Raw genomic sequence first — 22,372 nt, forward strand, 5'->3', positions numbered from 1 at the left:
TCACCTTCCGCACCCCTTGAGCTGAACCGCAGAACACGGTGTATTGGACGTGATCGGTGCGAGTGCTGCGGGCTCCGAACCCCCACGTGCTCAGCGGAGACGCCACTGCTCGACACCCGCCACCGAAGCCGGCCACGATTCCAGGCTCGGCGACGTCATTCCGCTCAGGTGACGGTCATCGATCGCGCCGGGGCTCACATCCCCAGAGAGCCCGGCCGCCGGTCGAGCGGCCGACCGCGATCCCGCTCAACCACGTCCACCCCGACCACGCCAGGTCGCCCCCGATACGGGTGATTGTGTTCATGAAACGGCATAGCTATCTTCGCCACAGAATTCTAGCCCACCTAGTGTCGCGCGTCTGAAGTTCGTTGGCGGGTGGCGTGGGGCAGGATCTCGTCGGCAGTCTTGGTCCAGGTGAACGGGTGGCAGCGTTGGTTCCAGCCAGCGATGAAGCCGCGGATCGCGGCCACGAGTTCTTTGACGCTGTCGAAGGATCCGCGGCGGATCGCCTGGCGGGTGATGATGCCGAAGAACACTTCGACCAGGTTGAGCCAGGAACCCGAGGTCGGTGTGAAGTGCAGTGTGATCCTCGGGTTCCTGGCCAGCCAGGTGTTGATGTCGGCGTGCTTGTGGGTGTGGTAGTTGTCCAGCACGACGTGTAGTTCGCGGCGCGGGTAGGCCTTGGCTACCTTTTTGAGGAAGTCGAGGAACTCGGCCTTGCCGTGCCGGTCGTAGCACTGATCGGTGACCTTCCCCGTCGCCATCTCCAATGCCGCGAACAAGGTCGTGGTCCCGTTGCGTTTGCAGTCGTGGGTGGCCTTCTCCGGCAGCCCTGGGCGCAGTGGCAGCATCGGCGCGGTGCGGTTGAGCGCCTGGATCTGGGACTTCTCGTCCACGCACAGCACCACCGCTTTCTCGGGCGGGTTCAGGTAAAGGCTGACCACGTCCCGGACCTTGGCCTCCAGTTCCGGGTCGGTGGAGAACTTGAACGTCTCCTGCCGCCACGGCTGCACATGATATTTGCGCCACGCCCTGGCGATGGTCGCGTCGCCGACACCCAGGTGCCGGCCCAAAAGCCGGCTCGACCAGTGCGTGACCGCCAACGCCTCCGGCGGCGGCTCGAGCGTGGCCGCGATGATCCCGGCATCGTCCACGATCTTCGGTCGCCCGGGCCGAGGCTCGTCATCCAATCCCGCCAAGCCATGCGCGGCGAACCGGTCACGCCACTTGATCACCGTCGGACGCGAAACCCCGACCAGCCGAGCCGTGCCCGCCGTTCCATGCCCGTCCGCGACCGCCAGCACAATCCGGGCCCGCTCGACATCACTGGCCCGGATTGCCCGCGACCGTGTCCACGACTCCAACACCGCTCGGCCGCGGCCACGGCGGACAGCACCACGCTCACCGACGACGCGGGAGACATCGGGGTCTGGGCGCTGAGCGAAACCCGTGACACCCACGACAACTTCGTGCGCTACCACCACGTCCGCGTGACCGACCCGGGCGTCACCGGCGGGACCGTGCCCGGCGTCGCGCTGTATGCCAAGAAGATCACCTACACCGGCCAGGGCAAGATCGAAGGCCGCTACAGCATCACCTTCACCCGTGACCGGGACCGCGGCGAGCCCCGGCGGCCGGACGTCGTGATCGATGCGCGCAACGGCTTCAAGCAGGTCACCGCCGACCTCCTGCGCCGGGTCGACATCCTGCTCGACGACAAGCCGATCCGCGCCTACGAACTGAACTACCGCACCGGCGCGTTCGCCAAGACCCTGCTGCAGTCGGTGACCCAGTTCGGCGAGGACGGCTCGCCGTTCACCACCCACACGTTCGACTACTACGACGACATCCGCTCCGCCGACGGCCAGTACCAGGCGTTCGGGCCGGCGGCCGGGTGGAGCGTGCCGGGCGACTCGCTCGGCGAAAGCGTTCCCGACGGGCACGCGAGCGCGCTGTCGGCGACCACCTCGCGCAGCACCGGCGGCCACCTCTACGTCGGCTTCAACCCGGCCGTGGTGAGCAAGTCCGGCTCCGCGGGCGCCAAGGTCGGCTTCAACGCCGGCACGTCCGAGGGGCTGCTGTCCCTGACCGACGTCAACGGCGACTCGTTGCCGGACAAGGTGTTCCGGACCGGCGCCGGAGTGTTCTACCGGCCAAGCCTGTCCGGGCCCGGTGGCGCGCCGAAGTTCGGCGACACCCCGATCAGGCTCCCGGGCCTGCCCGGCATCTCCGAAGAGTCGACGCGGTCGACGACCTCGGGCGCCGAGGCGTACTTCGGCGTGGCCGCGCAGCTGGACCACGTCTCGACCACCACGCGCACCGACCGATACCTCACCGACGTCAACGGGGACGGCATCGCCGACCTGGTCACCGGCGGCAGCGTGCTGTTCGGTCACCTGGACGCCCAGGGCAACCCGGTTTACAGCGCCAACAGCAACGACACGCCGGTGCCGATCGGCGGCGGGACCGTGAACGGGACGATCGTCGGCGACCAGACCGCGGAGATCGAACGGCAGGTCGACGCCTTCCCGCTGCTCGACAGCGTGCGCCGGTGGGTCGCGCCCTACGACGGCACCGTCCGGATCGCCGGCGGGGCGAAGCTGACGTCCGATCCCGGGGACGACCGCGCCGCCGACGGCGTCCGGGTGGCCGTGCAGCAGGAGGACACGGAACTGTGGGCGCAGCGGATCACCGCACGCGACCACAACACCTACGTTCCGTCCGGTGTGGACAGTGTCGCCGTGCACCGCGGCGACCGGCTCTACTTCCGCGTCCAATCCGTCGCCGACGGCCGCTTCGACCAGGTCAACTGGGACCCCGACGTCACCTACACCGGCGTCACACCGGCGACCGACGTCAACAGCCTCGACGTCTACCGCTACCTCGCCTCCCGCGACTTCACCCTCGGTGGCCGCCCCTCGACGGTCACCGCTCCCGTGACCGGCACGCTCCACCTCTCCGGGGACGTGTCCAAGGTCGGCCCGACGACCGACGACGTCGCCGTGGTGATCACCCGCAACGGCACCGACGTCTTCAGCCGCACCCTGCCCGCGGCCAGCGCGACGACCGTGCCGATCGACCTGGACATCCCGGTGTCGGCCGGCGACACGCTGTCCTGGCGGCTCAAGGTGGACTCCCCCATCGACGCGGGGACGCTGCACTGGGTGCCGTCGGCCCACTACACCGCGGCCGAAGGCGGCGTGCCGGTCGTCGACCAGCAAGGCAACCCCACCCTCGTCATCGACCCGCCGTTCGACCTGGACCTCTACCCGGTCGACACGGCCACCGCGCCGCAGGGGACCTACACCGCGGACCGCACCGGCGACCTCGTCGTCGAACCGAACCTGGCGCTCGCCGGGGACGCGCACGTCGTGTTCACCGTCAAGCGCCGGGGAGCGCTGCTGGCCAAGCGCGTCATCGACGTTGCGGGCGGCCAGGTGCCCGCACCGGAGTCCCTGCGGGTGACCGTGCCGGTGACCGCGGGTGACGAGCTGTTCTTCGACTTCTCCACACTCGACCCCGGGCTCCCGGCCAAGGTGACCGGCCAGTCGGCGTCGGTCAGCACCGACGGCACGACGTTCACGCCGGTCCCGAGCGCCCTGCACGCCGCAGCGGAGCAAGGCGCCTTCGCCGCGCCCTACCGCGGCTGGGCGGCCATCGGCTACCAGGGCAACCGCGACCGGGCGACCGCGCCGATCAAGCAGTCCGATCTCGTGATCGACGCGAGCTACCGCGACAAGATCCCGGGCGCGCCCAAGGAATCCGACGTGCCGGGCTTCGACGGGCGCGTCAGCAAGCCGAACGCGGTCGTGCTCGCGCCGCGGCCCGCGCTCGAGCGCTGGGGCAGCGACGACGGCAACACCTGGGTCGGCGCCGGCTCGGCGGCCTCGTCGCGGTGGGGCACCGACCGCATCGACGTCGCCCAGGACGCCGACATCGCCGGCGCGACCGGCGTGTCCCGAGTGGCCCGCATCCAGCAGATCTCGACCACGTTCGGCGCGAGCATTCCCGGCGTCCCGATCGGGGCCGGGGCGAGCGTCGCCCGCGGCCGCAGTTCCGGGCAGGTGGACTTCCTCGACCTCAACGGCGACCGCTTCCCCGACGTCGTCGGCCCGGCCGGGATCCAGTACTCCGACGTGACCGGCGGGCTCGGCGCGACCCGCGGCAGCCTCGGTACCGGCAGCGTGCGCGAGTCCGACTCCACCGCGTTCACCGCGTCCGCGAACGCCGGCAGCCCCGCGCGGACCGAACCCAACGGACGTGGAATGTCCGCGCCCGCGGCGGACAAGCCCGCCACCACGGCGCAGTCCGGCAGTGAGCTGCCGAGCCTCGGCATCGGCGGCAGCGTCGGCGGCGGCCAGTCCGGCGCCGCGTTCGACCTGCTCGACATCAACGGCGACACGCTGCCGGACCGCGTCTACAGCGACGGGACTGCGGCGCTCAACCTCGGGTACCGGTTCGCGGCGCCCGAGCCGTGGCCGGGCGGGCCGCTCGCAGATTCGAACAGCCGCAGCAGCGGAGTCGACCTCGGCTTCAACACGGACTTCTACGGTCTCGCCGGTGGCGTCTCGGCCACGAGCGGCCAGGCGAAGACCGAAGCCGGGCTGCAGGACGTCACCGGCGACGGCCTGCCGGACCGGGTGTTCTCCCGCGACGGGCAGCCCTTGTCCGTCGCGATCAACACCGGCAGCGGCTTCACAGCTCCGACGCCGTTAGGGGGCAGCCAGGCCGGGATCACCACCGATACGAACGCGGGCCTCGGCGCCGGTGCTTACTTCACGTTCGGGTTCTGCCTGGGCATCCTGGCCGGCGCTTGCGTCGTGTTCAACCCCGGTGCGGACACCTCCCGCGGTATCGGGCGGTCCGAGGTCGCGCTGCGGGACGTCAACGGTGACGGGTACGCCGACCAGGTCCGCTCCACCCGGGACGACGAGCTGGTCGTCGCGGAGAACCGGACCGGGCGCACGAACCTGCTGCGCTCGGTGAGCCGTCCGCTGGGCGCCCGCTTCGAACTGGACTACACCCGCGACGGCAACACCGAGAACCTGCCGCAGTCGCGCTGGGTGCTCTCGCGCACGACGCTGTTCGACGGCCACCCGGGTGACGGCCAGGACTTCCAGGTGTCCACGTTCCACTACGCCGACGGTCGGTTCGATCGGCTGGAGCGGCAGTTCCTCGGCTACGGGCGGGTCGTCAGCGAGCAGCGCGACGGCGACGCGGTCTACCGCAGCACCACCAGCGAGTACCGCACCGACTCGGTCTACACGCGCGGCCTGTTCACCCGCACCTACACCGCCGACGGCGGCGGCCACCTGTTCACCGAAACGCTCAACAGCTATGTCCTGCGGGACGTGGCCACCGGCAAGGTCGCCGACCCGGCCAGCACGAGCGCCACGGTGTTCCCGCTGCTGGCCCACACCGAGCAGCGCTTCTACGAGGGCGGCGCGGCCGCGGGCAAGACGACCGCCACCGACAACGAGTACGACCAGTTCGGCAACCTGACCCGCGTCCTGGACACCGCGGACACCGGGACCGCCGACGACGTCGAGACCCGCATGCAGTACACGGCGGCCGACGCCGCCTGCCGGGACCGCAACATCGTGGGCCTGCCCGACGTCGTGGACGTGGTCGCCGCCGCCACGAAGACGACAACCCGGCATCGAGAGTCCACAATAGACTGCGCCACCGGGGAAGTCCGGCAGGTGCGGGCGATACTGGCCGACGGCTCGAAGGCCGTCACCGACATGGAGTACCTCGGCAACGGCAACCTCAAGGCCGTCGTCGGGCCGGTGAACAAGGCCGGTCAGCGGTACCGGCTGGACTACGGCTACGACCCGGTGGTCGGCGTCCACATCGAAACCATTGTGGACAGTTACGGCTATCGCACGGCCATCACGCACAACTACAAGTACGGCCTGCCGGAAACGACGCTGGACAAGAACTTCCAGCGCGTCCACACCGACTACGACCGGTTCGGCCGGGTGTCCTTCGTGGCCGGGCCGTACGAAATCCCGGACAACCGGGTGACCGTCAGCTTCGAGTACCACCCGGAAGCACCGGTGCCGTACGCGGTCAGCCGGCACATCGACACGACCGCCGGCGGCGTCCGCGACGACACGATCGACACCGTGCAGTTCACCGACGGGCTCGGCCGGGTGCTGCAGACCAAGAAGGACGCCAGCGTCGCGCCCGCGCCCGGGGTGACCCCGGAAGCGGTGATGACCGTGTCCGGGCACACCGTCTACGACTTCGCCGGGCGGGCCGTCGAACAGTACTACCCGGTCACCGAACCCAAGGGAGACAAAAACTACGTCTTCAACCCCGCCGTGGACTCCGTCGCGCCGACGCGGCTGGGCTACGACATCCTCGACCGCACGACCAGCACGGTGATCCCGGACGGCAGCGTCTCCTCGACGTCGTTCGGGTTCGGCGCCGACCGGTCCGGCACCACCCGGTTCGAGACGGTCTCCACCGACGCCAACGGCAAGCAGCGCCGCAGTTACTCCGACACGCGGCAGCTGACCACGGCGGTCCTGGAGGCCAATCCCGCTGGTAGCCAGCCAGTGATCTGGACCAGCTACGACTACGACGCGATGGGCCAGATCACGTCCGTCGTCGACGACCGCGGCAACACGACCAAGGCGGCCTACGACAACTTCGGCCGCCGGACGGTCGTGGACAGCCCGGACTCCGGGAAGGTCGAGTCCGGCTACGACCTGGCCGACAACATCGTCAGCAAGGTCACGCCGACCCTGCGCGCGCAACGCAAGGCGATCCAATACGACTACGAATTCACCCGGCTGACCGCGATCCGGTACCCGGTGTTCAGCGGCAACAACGTCACCTACACCTACGGCGCGCTGGGCGCCCCGGAGAACGGCGCGGGCCGGATCACGTCGATCCACGACGCCGCCGGCACCGTCACCCGCGGCTACGGCCCACTCGGTGAGCTGACGCGGGAGACCCGCACGCTCGGCAAAGACGTGGGCACCTGGGAAGACCGCGGGCAGTCGTTCACCACGACGACCCGGTACGACACCTGGAACCGGGTGCTGGAAACCACCTACCCCGACGGGGAGGAGCTGACCTACGGCTACGACACCGGCGGGCAGGTCACCACGGCCACCGGGGTCAAGAACGGCAACCAGTACAAGTACCTGGCCCGGATGGACTACGACAAGTTCAACCAGAAGGTGCTGCAGGAAACCGGAAACGGCGTCCGGACCACCTATGCCTACAACGACACCGACCGGCGCCTGGCCACGCTGAAGTCGGACCAGCCCGACGGGCGGGAGTTCCAGAACCTCTCCTACGGCTACGACAAGGTCGGCAACGTCACGACGCTGACCAACGACGTCGCCGTGCCCGGTGCCAAGGAACTCGGCGGGCCCAGCACCCAGACCTACGGCTACGACGACCTCTACCGGCTCACCTCGGCGACGGGGTCGTACCGCAACGACAACGACAAGCTCAACCACTACCAGCTGGACCTCACCTACGACACCCTGAACAACACCACCGGCAAGACCCAGAAACACGACCTCACCACCACGTCGGGTGTCACCCAGCCGCAGTACAACACCAGCTACACGCAGAAGTACACGTACTCGGCACTGCCGCACGCACCCAGCAAGATCGGCACCGACACCCAGAAGTACGACGCCGGTGGCAACCTGATCGCCATCACCGCCGGCCGGAGCACCGACGCCGTGGTGCTGGCCGCCGCCGACACCAGCGGAGGCAAGCGGACCCAGTACGTCTGGGACGAGGAAAACCGGCTCGAGTGCGCCTTCGACGACGAAAGCAGCACGGTCGACCAGGACCCGGCTTCCTGCGACGGCCGGCATGAGCAGCCCACCGTCCGGTTCGTCTACGACGACGCCGGCAACCGGGTGCTCAAGGACGGCGAGGAAACCCACGTCTCGATCGGCACCACCTACAGCCGTGTCGACGGCAAGGCGGTCAAGCACTACTTCGTCGGCGACACCCGGCTGCTGTCGAAGAAGGCCAGCGATTCCGGCTACGAGCACGACCAGTTCTACTTCCACCCCGACCAGCTGGGCTCGGCCACGTACGTCACCGACGAACGCGGCAAGCTCGCCTCCCACCAGGAGTACTTCGCCTACGGGGAAAGCTGGGTCGAGGAGACCAGAGCCCGGAAACCGGTGCCCTACCAGTACAACGGGAAGGAGTTCGACAAGGAGACCGGGTTCTACTTCTACGGCGCCCGCTACTACAACCCGAGAACGGACCTCTGGCAGAGCGCCGACCCCGCCACCGGCTCCTACTTGGACGGTACGCCGAACGGCGGCGTCACCCAGCCGTTCAACCTGTCCTCCTACAGCTACGCCTCCGACAACCCGGTGCGGCTGGCCGACCCGGACGGGCTCAGCACGTGGAACCGCGTGATGGGCGGGCTGAAGCTGGTCGGCGGGTTCTCCGAAGCCGCCACCGGGGCCGCGTTCGGCACGGCCACGTCGTGGACCGGGGTCGGGGCGGTCGCCGGAGCCGTGGTCTTCGTGCACGGCGCCGACACCGCGGCCACCGGCCTGCGGCAACTGTGGACCGGCGAGGACGAAAGCTCGCTGACCAGCCTGGCCATCCAGCACACGACCGGGCTGAGCAAGGAAACCGTCGACCGCGGCGAAGCCGTCGTCGCGCTCGGTGCCTCCCTGGGCATGTCCGCGGCCACCAAGGCACCTCAGGTACTGGGCGCCACGGCGGGCGGCGGCGGCCAGACCACCCGGGCGGTGGGCTCGGCCGGCCTGATCGGCGGCGGCCTGTCCCAACCCGGCGCGCTGCGGGCGGCGGCGGTCGAGGTGCACGACCTGGCCCTGCTCGAGAAGGGCGGGGAAATCCGGCACACGATGTCCACGGTGGCCCTCCACGAGGCCAGGCTGGCCGACGGCACGACGCAGATCTTCGCGGCGGGCTCCAGCGGCCGGCTGTCCGCGGCCCAGATCGAGAAGCTGGTCGAGCTGGGTGTTCCCCGGGCCAACATCGTCCGCGGCGGCCTGCACGCCGAGCGGAACATCCTCGCCGCCGTCCCGGAAGGAGCCGAGCAGGTGCGGTGGGGCATCGCGTGGGGCGCGAGGAACAAACCGATACCCTGCGACAAGTGCGCACCGTTCCTCAAGGGAGTGCTCGAAGGAGCTGAATGACCTCGGTCGACATCAGCGCGCTGGCCGCCGAAGCGGCCGGCGCGCTGGCCACCCGCCCCCCGGCGGACGGCTGGGTGGCCTGCGCTTCGCTCTGGGCGCGGGTCTACGTCCAAGCCGGCCCCGGGTGGGCGAAGTGGCCGCACCTGCACATGACGGTCGGCGGCGCCCTCACGACGGCGCTGGCCCGCGCCTCGGGAGCCGAGGTGGCCGCCGAGGAGGACGTCGCCGGCCTCAGTGCGTTCGATGTGGAAGACGACGGGTCCGACGAGTGGCAGCACGTTCTCGACCTCGTGACGATGCTGGTGGCCGCGCTGTCCGACGACGACCTCGCGTCCACGGCGCACCACACGATCAGCACCTACCTGGAGGGCACGTTCACCGTGCTGGCCAACGACCTCGCCCGCGACGCCGGGCGCCCGATCAGCCAGCAGGACGCGGAAGAGGGACTCTCCCGCGACCCACGATGGCAGCGTGCTGTCGGCCTGGTTCGCACCCTGTAAGGGGCCGCACCGGCCGGCGATCAGACCGTGACGCGTGGTGCCGGGTCCGCTTCTTCGGCGGTGTGCGGGCGCAGGCTGTGCCCCTCGACGTCGATGTCCGGCAGGATGCGGTCGAGCCGGCGGGGCAGCCACCACGCGGACCGGCCCAGCAGTGCCATCACCGCGGGAACCAGGGTCAAGCGGACCACGAACGCGTCGATCGCCACGCCGATCGCGAGCGCGAAACCGATGGCCTTGATGATCGTGTCCGCGACGAGGACGAAGTTGGCGAACACCGCGATCATGATGAGCGCCGCGGCGGTGACGACCCGCGCGCTGTGGCCCATGCCGTTGAGGGTGGCCTGCCGGGGTGAATCGCCGTTCGTGAAGTCTTCGCGCATCCGGGACACGAGGAGAACCTCGTCGTCCATGGCCAGCCCGAACAGAATTCTGCGGCAGGCACGCCGGGCGCTGCCACGGCTACAGCCAACCGTTCCGACGGAGTGTGGGGTGCGCCGTACGCGTCGGATCGAGCAGTACCGGCGGCGGTACACGCTGGCCGGCAGCTCGTTGCCGCACACCGGACAGCAGTCGCCGGCGGTCACTGCGGCGAGGTACCAGCTGCAATCCTCGCCGGTCCGATGAGCACGGGCGGCCCCATCGTCTTCCTGCACCGAGAAGTCCGGTGAAGGTCTCTGCCAACAGCAGGTAATCCGCCCGCGGCGCCGGCTTTCAACGGACCGCTTTCATCTTGACTCCCAGCAAACCGGCGAGCGAGCTGCGCAGCTCGCCCGGATTGCCTTCCCAGGTGATCACCGCGGGTGGTTGCGGTCCGAGGAAGCGCAGCGCGTGTTCGTCGAGTTCTCGCACCACGACCAGTACCGCAGCTCCGCCGACGACCATCGAAGCACGGGAACGAACCCGGTTGGCCACGTGCTCGTCGAGAACCAGGCGAATGGCCAGGAACACCGCTTTCCCCGCCTTCTCGACGCGGGTGTTCCACCATTCGTCGGCCACTCCGTTGAGGCTCACCTGCGCGCCCAGCTCAGCCGCTATTTCCGCGACGACGGCCATGATCTCGCTGTTGAACAGCGCGTGCTCGGCCAGCCGGGCAGCCTCGGTGAGGTCGACACCGTCTTCGGCACCACCGATTGCGTCGGCGATAGCGCTTTGCGCAATTTGAGCAAGCTCAGCCGGCGGCGTTTCCAGCGCTTGCGCGTCGGCCCCCTTGGTGCTCGCCCGAAGATCGATCTTCAAGTTCTTACCCCAAGACACCCGCCCCGGCAGCACGCCGGCGACCCCGAGCAGAAAAGCCGCCCCGGCCAAAACCACCAGAGCCACCACAGCGGCTCCTTCATGCCCCAAGAACACGTCCCATTGGGCGAAACCCGCAAGCAGCAAACCCGATCCTCCGCACACAAGCCGCTGCGGAAGGGACAATCGCACCGGCTGCAGGCGTTCGTTGTGGTCGTCACGCCTGGACATCCGTCACCGTTCCCATGCCTAATCCGCAGGCGCGGTATTGCCGTGGGGACAGCCGAGCTTGGGCACCTTGTTACGCCAGGCGTGCAGGTACTCCTCCTTGGCGTATCCACACGCCGCCTGCAGATACCGGACCTGCCACCGCGAAAGCCGCGGCCCCTTCGGCACCGGAAGCAGCACGCCGCCACGACGAAGCCACCGCACGTCCGCCGTCGCCTCGACGCACCTGAATCCGAGTGCCCGAAGTGTCCGAGCGTGTGCCCGGCCACCGCCATCACAATTCCACCGCTTCCTGCGCTTCGCCATACCTTCGACCACCCCGCTCACTCAGCGTCGCACTCGGCTCTAACCGTGCGTAGTAGCGAGGAGATCGTTCAGCTTTGACGGTCTGCTACGCCTGAGCCCGAGCCCCGGCCCGTTGGAGACCGGATCGTGACCCGTGGCCAGAGTTTCAATCAAGTCATCCGGTGGGTGCCGGAGTCTCCGAGGTCTTGCTTTTCTCGGCCTTCCTCGACTCCTTGGCCGCTTGCCTGGATGACTGCTTCGCGGCCTGCCTCGATTCCTTCGCGGCCAGCTTGGATTCCTTGGCCGTCTGGTTGTCGTCCGTGGCGGTTCCGGAGCCCTGCGCCGCTTCGGACTCCCCCGCGGCCGCCGTCTCGTCGGCCGGAGCGCCCGGTACCGAGGTCAGCCGCGGATCCGACGAGGCCTGGCCAGGGCCTGCTGGAACCGCCTGTCCTGCGGTGTCGCGTGCGGCGGGGCCGCTCCCGGCGGTCTGGGTCGTCGTTCCCCCGCCGCCGGACAGCGGCGGCGGAGTGTCGCTGGAGGTGCTCGCACCGATCGTCACCGTCGTCACCAGGACCGCGCCCGCCGCGGCCACCTTCGCCGCTGTCGCCCACGACAACGCCGAGGCACCCGTACCGGCAACCGCGCCCGATGAGGCGAACGAACTGCCGGTGGTCAGCCAATGCGTAACGATCGGCAAACCGAGGATGAGGGGCGCCACGGCGGCGGGCAGCTCCTCATTCAGCTCCTGCAACCCGATCGCCAGCTTCCGGCACTCCGCGCAACGGCCGAGGTGCACCGTGATCCGATGCGCTTTGAGCTCGGAAATGTCGTCTCGCACCCAGCGGGCCAGCTGGCCGGAGATGTTCTTGCAAGTGCGCCGCCGTGCCTCGGGCACGTGCTGGCCCAGGTACGCCTGGCGCAGGCCCTCCCGCGCACGGTAGGCCAGCGCCGCTACTCCGTTCGGCGTCATCCCGAGGTCCTCGGCGATCTTCACCGGCGAGTCGCCGTCGATCTCGGTCCGCCACAGCACCGTCCGCCACCGCTCGGGCAGGCTCGCGAACGCCTCCGCGGCGACCGTGGCGTGCAACCGGCTGTCCACCGGCTCGTCACTGCCTTCGCCCGGCAGGACGTCCGGCACCTCGGCCACCACCGACACGGCGGAGTCGCGCCGGCGCCAGCTGACCATCGTGTTCCGGATCGTCGTCAGCAGGTACGGCCGGAAATCCTCGTCCGGCCCCTCACCGTTACGCAGAATCCGCAGTACCCGGGTGAATCCCTCGGCGATCAGGTCGTCCCGCTCCGCCGCATCGGCCGCGATTGCGGCCGCGACCCGCCGGGCAGCGACGAGGTGCCGGTCGTAGAGCTCACCGAAAGCCGCGATGTCACCACCGCGGACCGCCGCGATCAACGTTGCGTCGCTGCGGGCATCGGTCTCGACAACCGCCGGAGTCACTTCGATCACCACTCCCCCTCGCCCGTGCGGGTGCACGTGCAGAACGTCACACGATAGTGGTCGCCGGGGAAGTCGCACGCAAGGCCCAACGTGTTGCACGTGCGCAAAACCGGTGCCTGGGCGGTCCAGGTCGGCGCGCGTGGCCACCCTGCTGGTCGGTCACGGCGTTGAGGCTTGGAGGCCCCGACGATGACCGCATCGTCCCGCGCGAACCGGCCCGCGATCCGCTCATGCATCCGATCCAGCTGGTCGTCACCACAACGATGATCTGTCACAACACCGCAACAGCTAGTCAGGGTGACCTGATCATGGCAATCGGGAAGCTGGCGTGCCCTCGCTGAGGCCAAGTGGTGGCAAGTGGCGCGGTTGCCGAGGTCGACCGGCCCGCCGGTTTCGGCATGCTTCGCCTGACGCCAATCAACTCGGCTTCGCCCAAGCTCCCGACCGACGGCGTTGCTACGCAAGCCGAACGTCTCGACGAGACCCTCCCCGTCCCGGTCTCACATGGAGTTCCTGCCGGTGCTCGACAGCGAGCCGGACGATGTCGGCGACATGCGGATCGTCGAGGATGTAGATCTGGTGCTTGCCCTTGCGGCGGGAGCGGACCAGGCCGGCGAGTTTGAGCTTGCCGAGGTGGTGGCTGACCGTGGCGACGCTTTGCCCGGTTTCTTCGGCGAGGGTGCCGACGTCGTGTTCGGACCGGGCGAGCAGCCAGAGCAGGTGCAGCCGGACGGTTCCGGACAGCAGGCCGAAGGTGGCGGCAGCGTCCTGGAGCACGTCGGGTGGCAGCGGGTCAGGTGGGGCGGTCACGGGGTTCATCCTTCCGGGTGTTCGGGCAGTGTGACTCACACCCTGTCACTTAGACAAGTGTTTGACTGTTCCGGTCCTGATGCGCTGTACTGGGTCCCGGCCGCCGCTCTGCCGGGTGGTGGCGTGTGGCTGGGGAAGGAGGTGAGCCGGGTGACCGGCGAAGGAAGTAGTTGCCGCGGCCGCGCGGCGATCCGGTCCTTCCCCGCCGAGACGGGGTAGGCCAGGCACGTCCGTGTGGTCCGGGCCCGCCGCCGTCCTGGTGGCTCCGACCTCGATGGACAGGACCTCCCCCGATGACCCGTTTTACGGCCGTCCGTGCCCCGCGCGCGATCGGTGACAACCTGCTGGCTGGGCTGGGTGAAGCCCCGGTGCTCACCGTCTTCCAGCAGCTCGAGAGCTCGCCCAAAGGGCTGACCGAGGCCGAGGCCGCCGACCGGCTCGGCCGCTGCGGCGACAACGACGCCGGACCGGCCGGTGTCCCGGGCCGGCTGCGGCGGGGTTGGGCGGCCGCGCGCAGCCCGTTCGTCGCGCTGCTGACCGGGCTCGGCGTCGTGTTTGCGGTGGTCGGTGACGCGCGGGGCGCGGTGACCGTCGGGGTGATGGTGCTGCTGAGCGTCGTCTTGCGGTTCTGGCAGCAGACACGCTCCGAACGCGCGATCTCCGCGTTGCGGGCGCGGGTCAGCACCACGGTGACGGTGCGGCGCCGGGCTGGTGAGCGGTTTCCCGGTGTCGAGCGTGAGGTACCGGTGGCCGACCTCGTGCCCGGCGACGTGGTGCTGCTGGGTCCCGGTGACTTCGTGCCCGCCGACCTGCGGGTGGTGGCCGCTACGGAACTGGCGGTGGACCAGTCGGCGTTGTCGGGCGAGGCGCTGCCGGTGGTGAAGCGGGTCCCCACCTGGCCTCGGCACGCGGCGCCGCGGCCGGAGCTGGTGGACGCGCCCGGTCTGGTGTTCGCGGGAACGTCGGTGGTGGGCGGCACCGCGACCGCAGTGGTCGCCGCCACCGGCGCCGGGACATACGGCGGCATGCTGGGCGCGCAGGCCGCCGCGCCGCGGGCGGAGTCGAGCTTCGACGCCGGTGTGCGGCGGGTCGGCTGGACGTTGGTCCGGTTCATGCTGGTGATGGTGCCGATCGTGCTGGTGATCAACGGCACGGTCACCGGCGACTGGGCGCAGGCGGCGATGTTCGCCGTGGCCATCGCGGTCGGGTTGACGCCGGAGATGCTGCCGGTCGTTGTGACGACGAACCTGGCGCGCGGTGCGGTGCGGCTGTCGCGGCAGCGGGTGATCGTCAAGCGGCTCAATGCGATCCAGGACCTCGCCGCGATGGACGTGCTGTGCGTGGACAAGACCGGCACGCTCACCGAGGACCAGGCCGACTACGCCCACAGCATCGACTTGGCCGGCCGCCCGGACGGCGAGGCCGCCGAGTACGCCCACCTGGCCGTGCACTTCCAGGCCGACCGGCGCGACCGCCTGGACGAGGCGATCCTCGCGCAGCTCGCCGACGACGACTCGCCGGCGACCGAGGCCGTGTTCAGCAAGGTCGGCGAGATCGGCTTCGACCACACCCGCCGCCGCGCCACCGTCGTCGTGCGCCGCGGCGACGAGCACCTGCTGATCACCAAGGGCGACCCGGACGAGATCCTGCCGCGCTGCGGTCACGCCCGCCGCGACGGCGCCGTCGTCGAGCTGGCCGACGACCTCCGCCGGGACGCCGCCGACCTGGTCCGCGGCTACGCCGAGCACGGGATGCGGATCCTCGCCGTCGCGGCCCGGGAACTCCCCGCCCGCCGCGACCGCTACGGCGAGGAGGACGAACGCGGACTGGTGCTGGTCGGGTTCGTCGGGTTCATCGACCCGGTCCGCGACGACGCCGCCGCCGCGGTGCGCGCGTTGGCCGGGCACGGCATCGGGGTCAAGATCCTCACCGGGGACAACCGGCACGTCGCCGCCCGGGTCGCCCAGGACGTCGGCGTCCCGGTCGGCGAGATCGTGCCAGGCCACCGGATCGACGTCACCGACGACGCCGAGCTGCGGACGCTGGCCGAGCGCACGACCGTGTTCGCCAAGCTCAGCCCGGCCCACAAGGCCCGGCTGGTCACCGCGTTACGGGAGAACGGGCACGCGGTCGGATTCGTCGGCGACGGCGTCAACGACGTCACCGCGCTGCGAGCCGCCGACGTCGGGATCGCCCCGGACACCGCGACCGACGTCGCGAAGGACGCCGCGGATCTCGTGCTACTCGAACGGGACCTCGGGGTGCTGGCCCGCGGGGTCGTCGAGGGCCGGCGGACGCTGGGCAACACGCTCAAGTACGTGAACATCACCGCGAGCTCGAACTTCGGGAACGTGCTGAGCGTGCTGGCCGCGAGCGCGTTCCTGCCGTTCCTGCCGATGTTGCCGGTCCAGCTGGTGGTGGCGAACCTGCTCTACGACGCCGCGCAGCTCGCGCTGGCCTGGGACCGGGTCGACGACGAGTACCTGCGGTCGCCGCGACGCTGGGACGCACACGGCCTGACCCGGTTCATGCTCGTGTTCGGGCCGCTGTCCTCGCTGTTCGACCTCTCGACGTTCGCGGTGCTGTGGTGGGCGTTCGGTGCGGGCGCCGATCCGCTGCTGTTCCAGACCAGCTGGTTCGTCGAAAGCCTGCTCTCCCAGCTGCTGAGCGTGCTCGTCCTGCGCAGCCGCGCGGCCGGTGGACGCGGCACGCGGCCCTCCCGCCCGGTCGTCGCCGCGGCGGCCGCGGCCGGGCTCGCCGGTCTGGCCCTGCCCGCCACGCCGCTGGCCGGCGCGCTGCCGATGCACCCGTTGCCCGGCGGTTTCCTGCTGTGGCTGCCGGGCGTGCTCGCCGCCTACGCACTCGCCGCGCAGCTGGCCAAACGACAGTACGTGCGCCGCACGAACGCCTGGCTGTAATCCGCCTCCCCGACAAGGAAAGAGAAGCGCAGATGACGACTGCGGAGATGCTGCTGCGCCTGGGCACCGGTGTGGGACTGGGCACGGTGATCGGGTTCGAGCGCCAGTACCGCGCCCGGATGGCTGGGCTGCGGACCAACGCCTTGGTCGCCGCCGGGGCGACGCTGTTCGTGCTGCTGTCCGCACACGGCTTCACCGGCGGGAGCGCCGACCCGACGCGGGTGGCGGCGCAGATCGTGTCCGGCATCGGGTTCCTCGGCGCCGGGGTGATCCTGCGCGAGGGGCTGACCGTGCGCGGGCTGAACACAGCGGCGACGCTGTGGTGTTCAGCGGCGGTGGGGTCCCTGGCCGGAGCCGGGTTGTATTCGATCGCGGTGGCCGGGACGGCGGTAGTGGTCGTGGTGAACGTTGCGCTGCGCCCGCTGGGCCGGGTGGTGGACCGGCGGCCGGCTACCGGCACCGAAACCCCGACCTCGTACACGTTCCTGGCGGTGACCCGCGACGACGCCGAGGCGCACGTGCGGGCGCTGCTGGTGCAGGCCCTGTCCCGGACCGAATTTGCGCTGCGGTCGGTCACCAGCACCAACGCCGACGCCGGTGGCCGGGTCGAGGTGCGCGCGGAGCTGTCGGCGGATCAGCGTGACGACAAGCAGATGGAGTCGGCGGTCAGCCGGCTGTCGTTGGAACCGTCGGTGACCAGCGTGCGCTGGGCCACCGAACTGTCCGGCTCGGACGGAGAGAACTGATGTCCCTGCTGCGTACCTTCCCCACCCGCGGCGCGCTGGTGCGGCCCCGGCGCACCGCCGCCGACGTCGTGGTGTTCCTCGGCGCCGCGGCGCTGCTGTGGCTGATCGTGCGGCTTGCCCACGGCGTCACGGTGCCGTGGGACGAGGTCACCGCACCGTCCACAGTGTCCACCGAGCCGGCAGAACTGCCCTACTACGCGGCGCGATCGCTGCTGCGGATGTTCGCCGCGCTCGCCGTGTCGGTGCTGTTCACCTTCGTCTACGCCACCGCCGCGGCCCGGCTGCGGCGGGCAGAGAAGGTCCTGATCCCGCTGCTGGACATCCTGCAGTCGGTGCCGATCCTCGGATTCCTGTCGGTGACGATCACCGGGTTCATCGCGCTGTTCCCGGGTTCGCAGCTCGGTTTGGAGTGCGCCTCAGTCTTCGCGATCTTCACTTCCCAGGCCTGGAACATGACCTTCGCCTTCTACCACTCACTGGTGTCCCAACCCCGCGAGCTGGACGAGGCCGCGCGGCTGCTGCGGCTGTCGAAGTGGCAGCGGTTCTGGCGGCTGGACGTGCCGGGCGGGATGATCCCGCTGGTCTGGAACGGGATGATGAGCTTCGGCGGCGGCTGGTTCTTCCTCGTCGCCTCCGAAGCCCTGAGCGTCAACAACCACAACTGGGCGCTGCCCGGCGTCGGCGCTTATGTCGCCGCCGCCACCGGCGAGGGCGACCTGGGCAAGGTGCTGCTCGCGATCGCCGTCATGATCGTCATGGTGGTCGGGGTGAACGTGCTGTTCTGGCGGCCGCTGACCGCGTGGGCCGAACGGTTCCGGGTCGAGGACTCCGAGGCCGCCGAGGCACCCCGCAGCGTCACGCTCACCCTGCTGCGCCGTTCCCGCATTCCGGCTTTCCTGGGCCGGCCGCTGGGGAGGCTGGTGTTCCCGCTCGACCGTGTGATGGCGGTGTTCGGGCGTGCGGAGTACCCGCTTCGGAGGTCTACGATCCGGCGCCGGGTCGGAGATGTCGTGTTCGCGGTGGTCGTGCTCGCCTTGATCGGGTACGGCGTGGCCCGGATGCTCGGGTTCATCGCCGGCACCGCCGGGTTCGGCGAAGTCGGGCACGCACTGCTGCTCGGCCTGGTCACCTTCGGCCGGGTCGTCGTCCTGGTGCTCGTCGCGACCGTGGTCTGGGTGCCGGTCGGGGTGTGGATCGGGCTCAACCCGCGTGTGTCGCGGCTGGCCCAGCCGGTCGTGCAGGTCCTCGCGTCGTTTCCGGCGAACTTCCTGTTCCCGCTGATCACCGGTGTCCTGGTCGCCACCGGAATTTCGCTGAACTGGGGCGGGATCCTGCTCATGGCATTGGGCGCGCAGTGGTACATCCTGTTCAACGTCATCGCCGGCGCCTCGGCCATCCCCAACGACCTGCGCGAAGCCGCCGCCAACTTGCGGCTCCGCGGGCCCTGTGGTGGCGCAGGCTGATCCTGCCCGCGATCTTCCCCAGCTACGTCACCGGCGGCATCACCGCCGCCGGCGGTGCCTGGAACGCCTCGATCGTCGCCGAAATCGTCAGCTACGGCGCCACCACCCTGACCGCCACCGGCCTCGGCGCCTACATCAAGGACGCCACCAGCACCGGTGACGCCGCCCGGATCCTGATCGGCGTCGCCGTGATGTGCCTCTACGTCGTCGGCCTCAACCGCCTGTTCTGGCGCCGCCTCTACACCCTGGCCGAAAGCCGTTTCTCCCTCTGAACCCCGAATTGCGAAAGGCAGTTCCATGACTCCGTTGATCACCGTCGAGAAGGTGAGCAAGAGCTTCACCGGCTCGGAAGGCGACGCACTGCGCGTCCTCGACGAAATCACCCTCGAACTGCGCGCGGGGGAGATCGTCGCGTTGCTCGGCCGCTCCGGCTCCGGCAAGTCCACCCTGCTGCGCACGATCGCCGGGCTGATCGCCCCCACCAGCGGCTCGGTCCGCTACCGCGGGGAAGAGCTCAACGGCGCCAACCCCGGCACCGCGTTGGTGTTCCAGTCGTTCGCGCTGATGCCGTGGCTGACCGTGCAGGACAACGTCGAACTCGGTCTCGCCGCTCGCGGCGTCCCCCCGGCCGAACGCCGCGAGCGGGCGCTGGCCGCGATCGACCTGATCGGGCTCGACGGCTTCGAATCCGCCTATCCCAAGGAACTCTCCGGCGGCATGCGCCAGCGCGTCGGGTTCGCCCGCGCTCTCGTGCTCGAACCCGACCTGCTGCTCATGGACGAGCCGTTCTCCGCCCTCGACGTCCTCACCTCGGAGAACCTGCGCACCGAGCTGATGAGCCTGTGGACCGGGCAGCGGTTTCCCACCAAAAGCATCTGCATCGTGACCCACAACATCGAGGAAGCCGTCCAGCTCGCCGACCGCATCCTCGTCCTGGGCGCCAACCCCGGCCACCTCCGCGCCGAAGTCACCGTCGACCTCGCCCGGCCCCGCGACCGCAAATCACCCGCGTTCGCCGCGCTGGTCGACCGGCTCTACGACCTGCTCACCGGCCGCGAACCCGACGTCACCGAACCCGAGCCGGCCGAGGCCACGCCCACCGCCCGGCCGCTGCCCGCCGCGTCGGTCGGCGGCCTGGCCGGGCTCGCCGAGATCGTCCACGCCCGCGGCGGCCGCGCCGACCTGCCCGATCTCGCCGCCGAGCTCAACTTCGAGGTCGACGACCTGCTGCCCCTGGTCGACGCCGCCGCGCTGCTGGGCCTGCTGTTCGTCGCCGGCGCCGACCTCCACCTCACCCCGATCGGGCAGGCGTTCACCACCGCCGACATCCAAGCGAGCAAGAAGATCTTCGCCGAACAGGCCCGCGACCGCGCCCCGCTGGTCCGCACCATCTACAAGGCCCTCGCGGCCAGCGCCGACGGCAACCTGCGCGCCGGGTTCTTCCTCGACCTGCTCCGCCGCGGTTTCTCCGCCGAGGACGCCCGGCAGCAGCTCGACACCGCCATCAACTGGGGACGCTACGCAGAGCTGTTCGACTTCGACACCGACACCGGGCAAATCGCCCTCGACCCCGCCCACTGGACCACGGCCGAGCGCGCGCCGGCCTGACCACGAGCGCGGACGGTCCGGTGAACGCCCGGACCGTCCGGGCGCCCGTGTGCCACCCTGAATCCGCGCCGAGGAGAAGGAGCCCGCGTATGCGAGCAGCCGCCACTGTGTCGATCGGCGCTGTGTCGATCGGCCTGCTCACCGCATGTACCTCCGCTCCGGCCGGGCCGCAGCGTCTCTCGCCTCCCATCGCCGCCGACCCCATCGACCTCACCTCGTTCGCGGCGGCGCCGTGCGGTCTGCTGCCGGCCCAGCAGCTCGCGCACTACTTCGTCACCACCCCCGGCGTCGTGCACCCACCTGCCTGCGTCTGGACCCCGAGCGACACCTCGGCGCTGACCTACCAGGCCGCGGTCGACGTCGCCTCCGGTGGGCTCGAGAACCTCTACCGGCACCGCGCCACCATCGCCGGCTTCGAGCCCACCGACGTCCACAGCTACCCGGGCATCCACCGCGACATCGGCACGGGCCGCTGCACCGTCGACATCGGCGTCGCGAACGACACCATCCTCGCTGTCACCGTCGACGCCACCGACCCACAGCTGTCCGCCCACGCCGATCCCTGCGGCGAAGCCGACCGCTTCGCCGGAACCGTCATCGGCTACCAAGGCCACCGGGCACCGTGAGCACCGCACCCGGCAGGGTGGGGCCACTGATCCGCCGACGAGCCGGAGAAGCGCTGTAACCACGGCGAAGCCATCACCGAAGTCCGCCGACGCGGCTGGACCGCTACGGCGAAACGCTCTTCATGGTGCTCAAAACCATCCGGTACGTCGAACACGAATCACCCACCACGGCGAACGAAATCGTGGAGAGCGGCGAAATCATGGCGTTCGTCGGCCGCGACTTCGTCGTCACTATCGGCTGCGACGAGAGTGACGACCCGGTTTCAGCGTGGTTTCAGGCCGCTTTCCGGCTACTTCCCACCCTTGTCCTTGAGCGACTCCTGGTAGCGGTCGGCGTAGGTCGGCGAGTCCTTGATCAGCTCGTCGCAGAAAGCGGCGACGTCCTCGCCGATCACTTCGAGGACTCCCCGGCCGGTCGCGGCGCTTTCGGCGAAGAAGTCGACGATCCCGGAGAGCAGGTTTCCCTCGAGCAGGTCGACCGGCCCGACCTTGAACAGGTACTTCTGCATTTCCTTGTAGACGATCTGGTAGTCCGGCGGCAGGGCTTTGACCCGGGCCATGTGCGCCCGCCACTGCTTCTTGCCTTCGATGACGTCCTGGATGCCCATCTCAGCCTCCCAGCCGGCCCAGTTTTTTCGCGACATTCCGGTTCAGCTGTTTCCGCCACCGGTCACGGAAGTTCTTGGCGCTTTCACCGCCGACCAGCGCCGCACAGAAACCCTCGACGTCTTCTCCCAGCACGTCGTGGACGCTCTGCCCCTCCGCCGCGGTTTCCTCCAGCAGCCCCAGCGCGCCGTCGAGGATCGGCATCAGGTTGCGGCCCGAGAAATCGCCGTACGGGAAGAGGTGCGCCTTGATCTGCTCCCACGCCGCCCGGTAGTCCTCCGGCAACGCCCCGACCCTGGCTTCGAACGCCTGGTATTCCCGGGTCATGTCGCTGCCGGTGACGGTCTCCCAGAAGTTCATTCCCCACCCTCCTTCAACTTGTCGATACGCGAGGAGACGTACTGCCATTTCGCCCAGAACCGCCCGAGCACTTCGCGACCGGCGTCGTTGAGCGCGTAGAACTTGCGCGGCGGCCCCTTCTCCGACGGCCGCTTCGTCACCTGGACGAGCTTGTTCTTCTCCAGCCGCAACAGGATCGTGTACACGGTTCCCTCGACGACGTCGCCGAAGCCGAGGTCGTTCAACCGGCGCGTGATGGCGTAGCCGTAGGTCTCCTCCTTGCCGATGATCTCGAGCACACAGCCTTCGAGGGTGCCCTTCAACATCTCCGTCAGGTCGTCCATCGCTCCTCCGGGCTTGCCCTCGCACCACTACTCAGTACTACTGTATACCAGT

The 22,372-nt window shown here is 69.6% G+C and carries 15 protein-coding genes and 2 pseudogenes; 9 read left to right on the plus strand and 8 right to left on the minus strand.

The genetic code is table 11. From position 1 onward, the window contains the following. Nucleotides 1-344 precede the first annotated feature (344 nt). Complete coding sequence (locus HUT10_RS09215; protein WP_176177743.1) at nt 345-1,367, minus strand: IS630 family transposase; 1,023 nt, start codon at nt 1,365-1,367, stop codon at nt 345-347. Here HUT10_RS09215 and HUT10_RS09220 point away from each other — a divergent pair. Together HUT10_RS09220 and HUT10_RS09225 are read left to right on the plus strand one after the other, a co-directional pair. Further along, entirely contained in the window at nt 1,281-9,161 is a 7,881-nt protein-coding gene (locus HUT10_RS09220) for an RHS repeat-associated core domain-containing protein (protein ID WP_254896779.1), read from the plus strand. The genes HUT10_RS09215 and HUT10_RS09220 overlap by 87 nt on opposite strands. Then, complete coding sequence (locus tag HUT10_RS09225) at nt 9,158-9,661, plus strand: hypothetical protein (protein ID WP_176170794.1); 504 nt, start codon at nt 9,158-9,160, stop codon at nt 9,659-9,661. The genes HUT10_RS09220 and HUT10_RS09225 overlap by 4 nt, the downstream gene beginning before the upstream one ends. 20 nt (nt 9,662-9,681) lie before the next feature. Here the strand turns inward: HUT10_RS09225 and HUT10_RS09230 are convergent. The 4 genes and pseudogenes from HUT10_RS09230 to HUT10_RS09245 all read right to left on the minus strand — a co-directional run. Beyond that, a pseudogene (locus HUT10_RS09230) lies at nt 9,682-10,089 on the minus strand (MMPL family transporter); the annotation flags it as partial. 283 nt (nt 10,090-10,372) lie between these two features. Further along, nucleotides 10,373-10,984 (minus strand): hypothetical protein, encoded by a 612-nt coding sequence (locus HUT10_RS09235; RefSeq protein WP_176170796.1) that lies wholly within the window; start codon nt 10,982-10,984, stop codon nt 10,373-10,375. Nucleotides 10,985-11,582: 598 nt separating this feature from the next. Then, entirely contained in the window at nt 11,583-13,007 is a 1,425-nt protein-coding gene (locus HUT10_RS09240; protein WP_254896780.1) for an RNA polymerase sigma factor, read from the minus strand. Between the two features lie 309 nt (nt 13,008-13,316). Then, nucleotides 13,317-13,679 carry a helix-turn-helix transcriptional regulator gene (locus HUT10_RS09245; protein WP_176170797.1) on the minus strand — a complete coding sequence of 121 codons (363 nt, stop codon included), beginning with the start codon at nt 13,677-13,679 and terminating at the stop codon, nt 13,317-13,319. 284 nt (nt 13,680-13,963) lie between these two features. Between HUT10_RS09245 and mgtA the strand changes: the two genes are divergently transcribed. The 7 genes and pseudogenes from mgtA to HUT10_RS50785 form a co-directional block, all read left to right on the plus strand. Then, nucleotides 13,964-16,588, plus strand: coding sequence for a magnesium-translocating P-type ATPase (gene mgtA, locus HUT10_RS09250; RefSeq protein WP_176170798.1), 2,625 nt, complete (start codon nt 13,964-13,966; stop codon nt 16,586-16,588). Between the two features lie 32 nt (nt 16,589-16,620). Next, nucleotides 16,621-17,334: an MgtC/SapB family protein gene (locus HUT10_RS09255; RefSeq protein ID WP_176170799.1), complete on the plus strand. Its 714-nt coding sequence runs from the start codon at nt 16,621-16,623 to the stop codon at nt 17,332-17,334. Then, a complete protein-coding gene (locus HUT10_RS09260; RefSeq protein WP_254896781.1) occupies nt 17,334-18,797 on the plus strand; it encodes an ABC transporter permease subunit in 1,464 nt (487 codons plus the stop codon). Before HUT10_RS09255 ends, HUT10_RS09260 begins: the two co-directional genes overlap by 1 nt. Next, nucleotides 18,689-19,069, plus strand: coding sequence for an ABC transporter permease subunit (locus HUT10_RS50780; RefSeq protein ID WP_254896782.1), 381 nt, complete (start codon nt 18,689-18,691; stop codon nt 19,067-19,069). The genes HUT10_RS09260 and HUT10_RS50780 overlap by 109 nt, the downstream gene beginning before the upstream one ends. A gap of 25 nt (nt 19,070-19,094) precedes the next feature. Further along, nucleotides 19,095-20,405, plus strand: a complete 1,311-nt coding sequence (locus HUT10_RS09265; protein WP_176170800.1) for a nitrate/sulfonate/bicarbonate ABC transporter ATP-binding protein — start codon at nt 19,095-19,097, stop codon at nt 20,403-20,405. Between the two features lie 89 nt (nt 20,406-20,494). After that, nucleotides 20,495-21,031 carry a DUF3558 domain-containing protein gene (locus HUT10_RS09270; RefSeq protein WP_176170801.1) on the plus strand — a complete coding sequence of 179 codons (537 nt, stop codon included), beginning with the start codon at nt 20,495-20,497 and terminating at the stop codon, nt 21,029-21,031. A 92-nt stretch (nt 21,032-21,123) separates the two neighbouring features. Then, nucleotides 21,124-21,267 (plus strand): annotated as a pseudogene (locus HUT10_RS50785) (magnesium transporter); the annotation flags it as partial. A gap of 54 nt (nt 21,268-21,321) precedes the next feature. Here the strand turns inward: HUT10_RS50785 and HUT10_RS09275 are convergent. From HUT10_RS09275 to HUT10_RS09285, 3 genes are read right to left on the minus strand one after another with little or no spacing between them, the layout of a single operon-like run. Continuing rightward, on the minus strand, nt 21,322-21,639 hold the full coding sequence (locus HUT10_RS09275; protein WP_176170802.1) for a DUF1048 domain-containing protein: 318 nt from the start codon (nt 21,637-21,639) through the stop codon (nt 21,322-21,324). A gap of 1 nt (nt 21,640) precedes the next feature. Next, complete coding sequence (locus HUT10_RS09280; protein ID WP_176170803.1) at nt 21,641-21,997, minus strand: DUF1048 domain-containing protein; 357 nt, start codon at nt 21,995-21,997, stop codon at nt 21,641-21,643. Next, nucleotides 21,994-22,320 (minus strand): PadR family transcriptional regulator, encoded by a 327-nt coding sequence (locus HUT10_RS09285; RefSeq protein ID WP_176170804.1) that lies wholly within the window; start codon nt 22,318-22,320, stop codon nt 21,994-21,996. Before HUT10_RS09285 ends, HUT10_RS09280 begins: the two co-directional genes overlap by 4 nt. Nucleotides 22,321-22,372 lie beyond the last annotated feature (52 nt).

This window comes from Amycolatopsis sp. Hca4, assembly GCF_013364075.1.
Classification (GTDB): domain Bacteria; phylum Actinomycetota; class Actinomycetes; order Mycobacteriales; family Pseudonocardiaceae; genus Amycolatopsis.

Coding starts and splice junctions, on each gene's coding strand:
- HUT10_RS09220 (WP_254896779.1), top strand. CDS start 1,281: ATGCCCGTCCGCGACCGCCAGCACAATCCGGGCCCGCTCGACATCACT.
- HUT10_RS09225 (WP_176170794.1), top strand. CDS start 9,158: ATGACCTCGGTCGACATCAGCGCGCTGGCCGCCGAAGCGGCCGGCGCG.
- HUT10_RS09245 (WP_176170797.1), bottom strand. CDS start 13,679: ATGAACCCCGTGACCGCCCCACCTGACCCGCTGCCACCCGACGTGCTC.
- mgtA (WP_176170798.1), top strand. CDS start 13,964: ATGACCCGTTTTACGGCCGTCCGTGCCCCGCGCGCGATCGGTGACAAC.
- HUT10_RS09255 (WP_176170799.1), top strand. CDS start 16,621: ATGACGACTGCGGAGATGCTGCTGCGCCTGGGCACCGGTGTGGGACTG.
- HUT10_RS09260 (WP_254896781.1), top strand. CDS start 17,334: ATGTCCCTGCTGCGTACCTTCCCCACCCGCGGCGCGCTGGTGCGGCCC.
- HUT10_RS09265 (WP_176170800.1), top strand. CDS start 19,095: ATGACTCCGTTGATCACCGTCGAGAAGGTGAGCAAGAGCTTCACCGGC.
- HUT10_RS09270 (WP_176170801.1), top strand. CDS start 20,495: ATGCGAGCAGCCGCCACTGTGTCGATCGGCGCTGTGTCGATCGGCCTG.
- HUT10_RS09275 (WP_176170802.1), bottom strand. CDS start 21,639: ATGGGCATCCAGGACGTCATCGAAGGCAAGAAGCAGTGGCGGGCGCAC.
- HUT10_RS09280 (WP_176170803.1), bottom strand. CDS start 21,997: ATGAACTTCTGGGAGACCGTCACCGGCAGCGACATGACCCGGGAATAC.
- HUT10_RS09285 (WP_176170804.1), bottom strand. CDS start 22,320: ATGGACGACCTGACGGAGATGTTGAAGGGCACCCTCGAAGGCTGTGTG.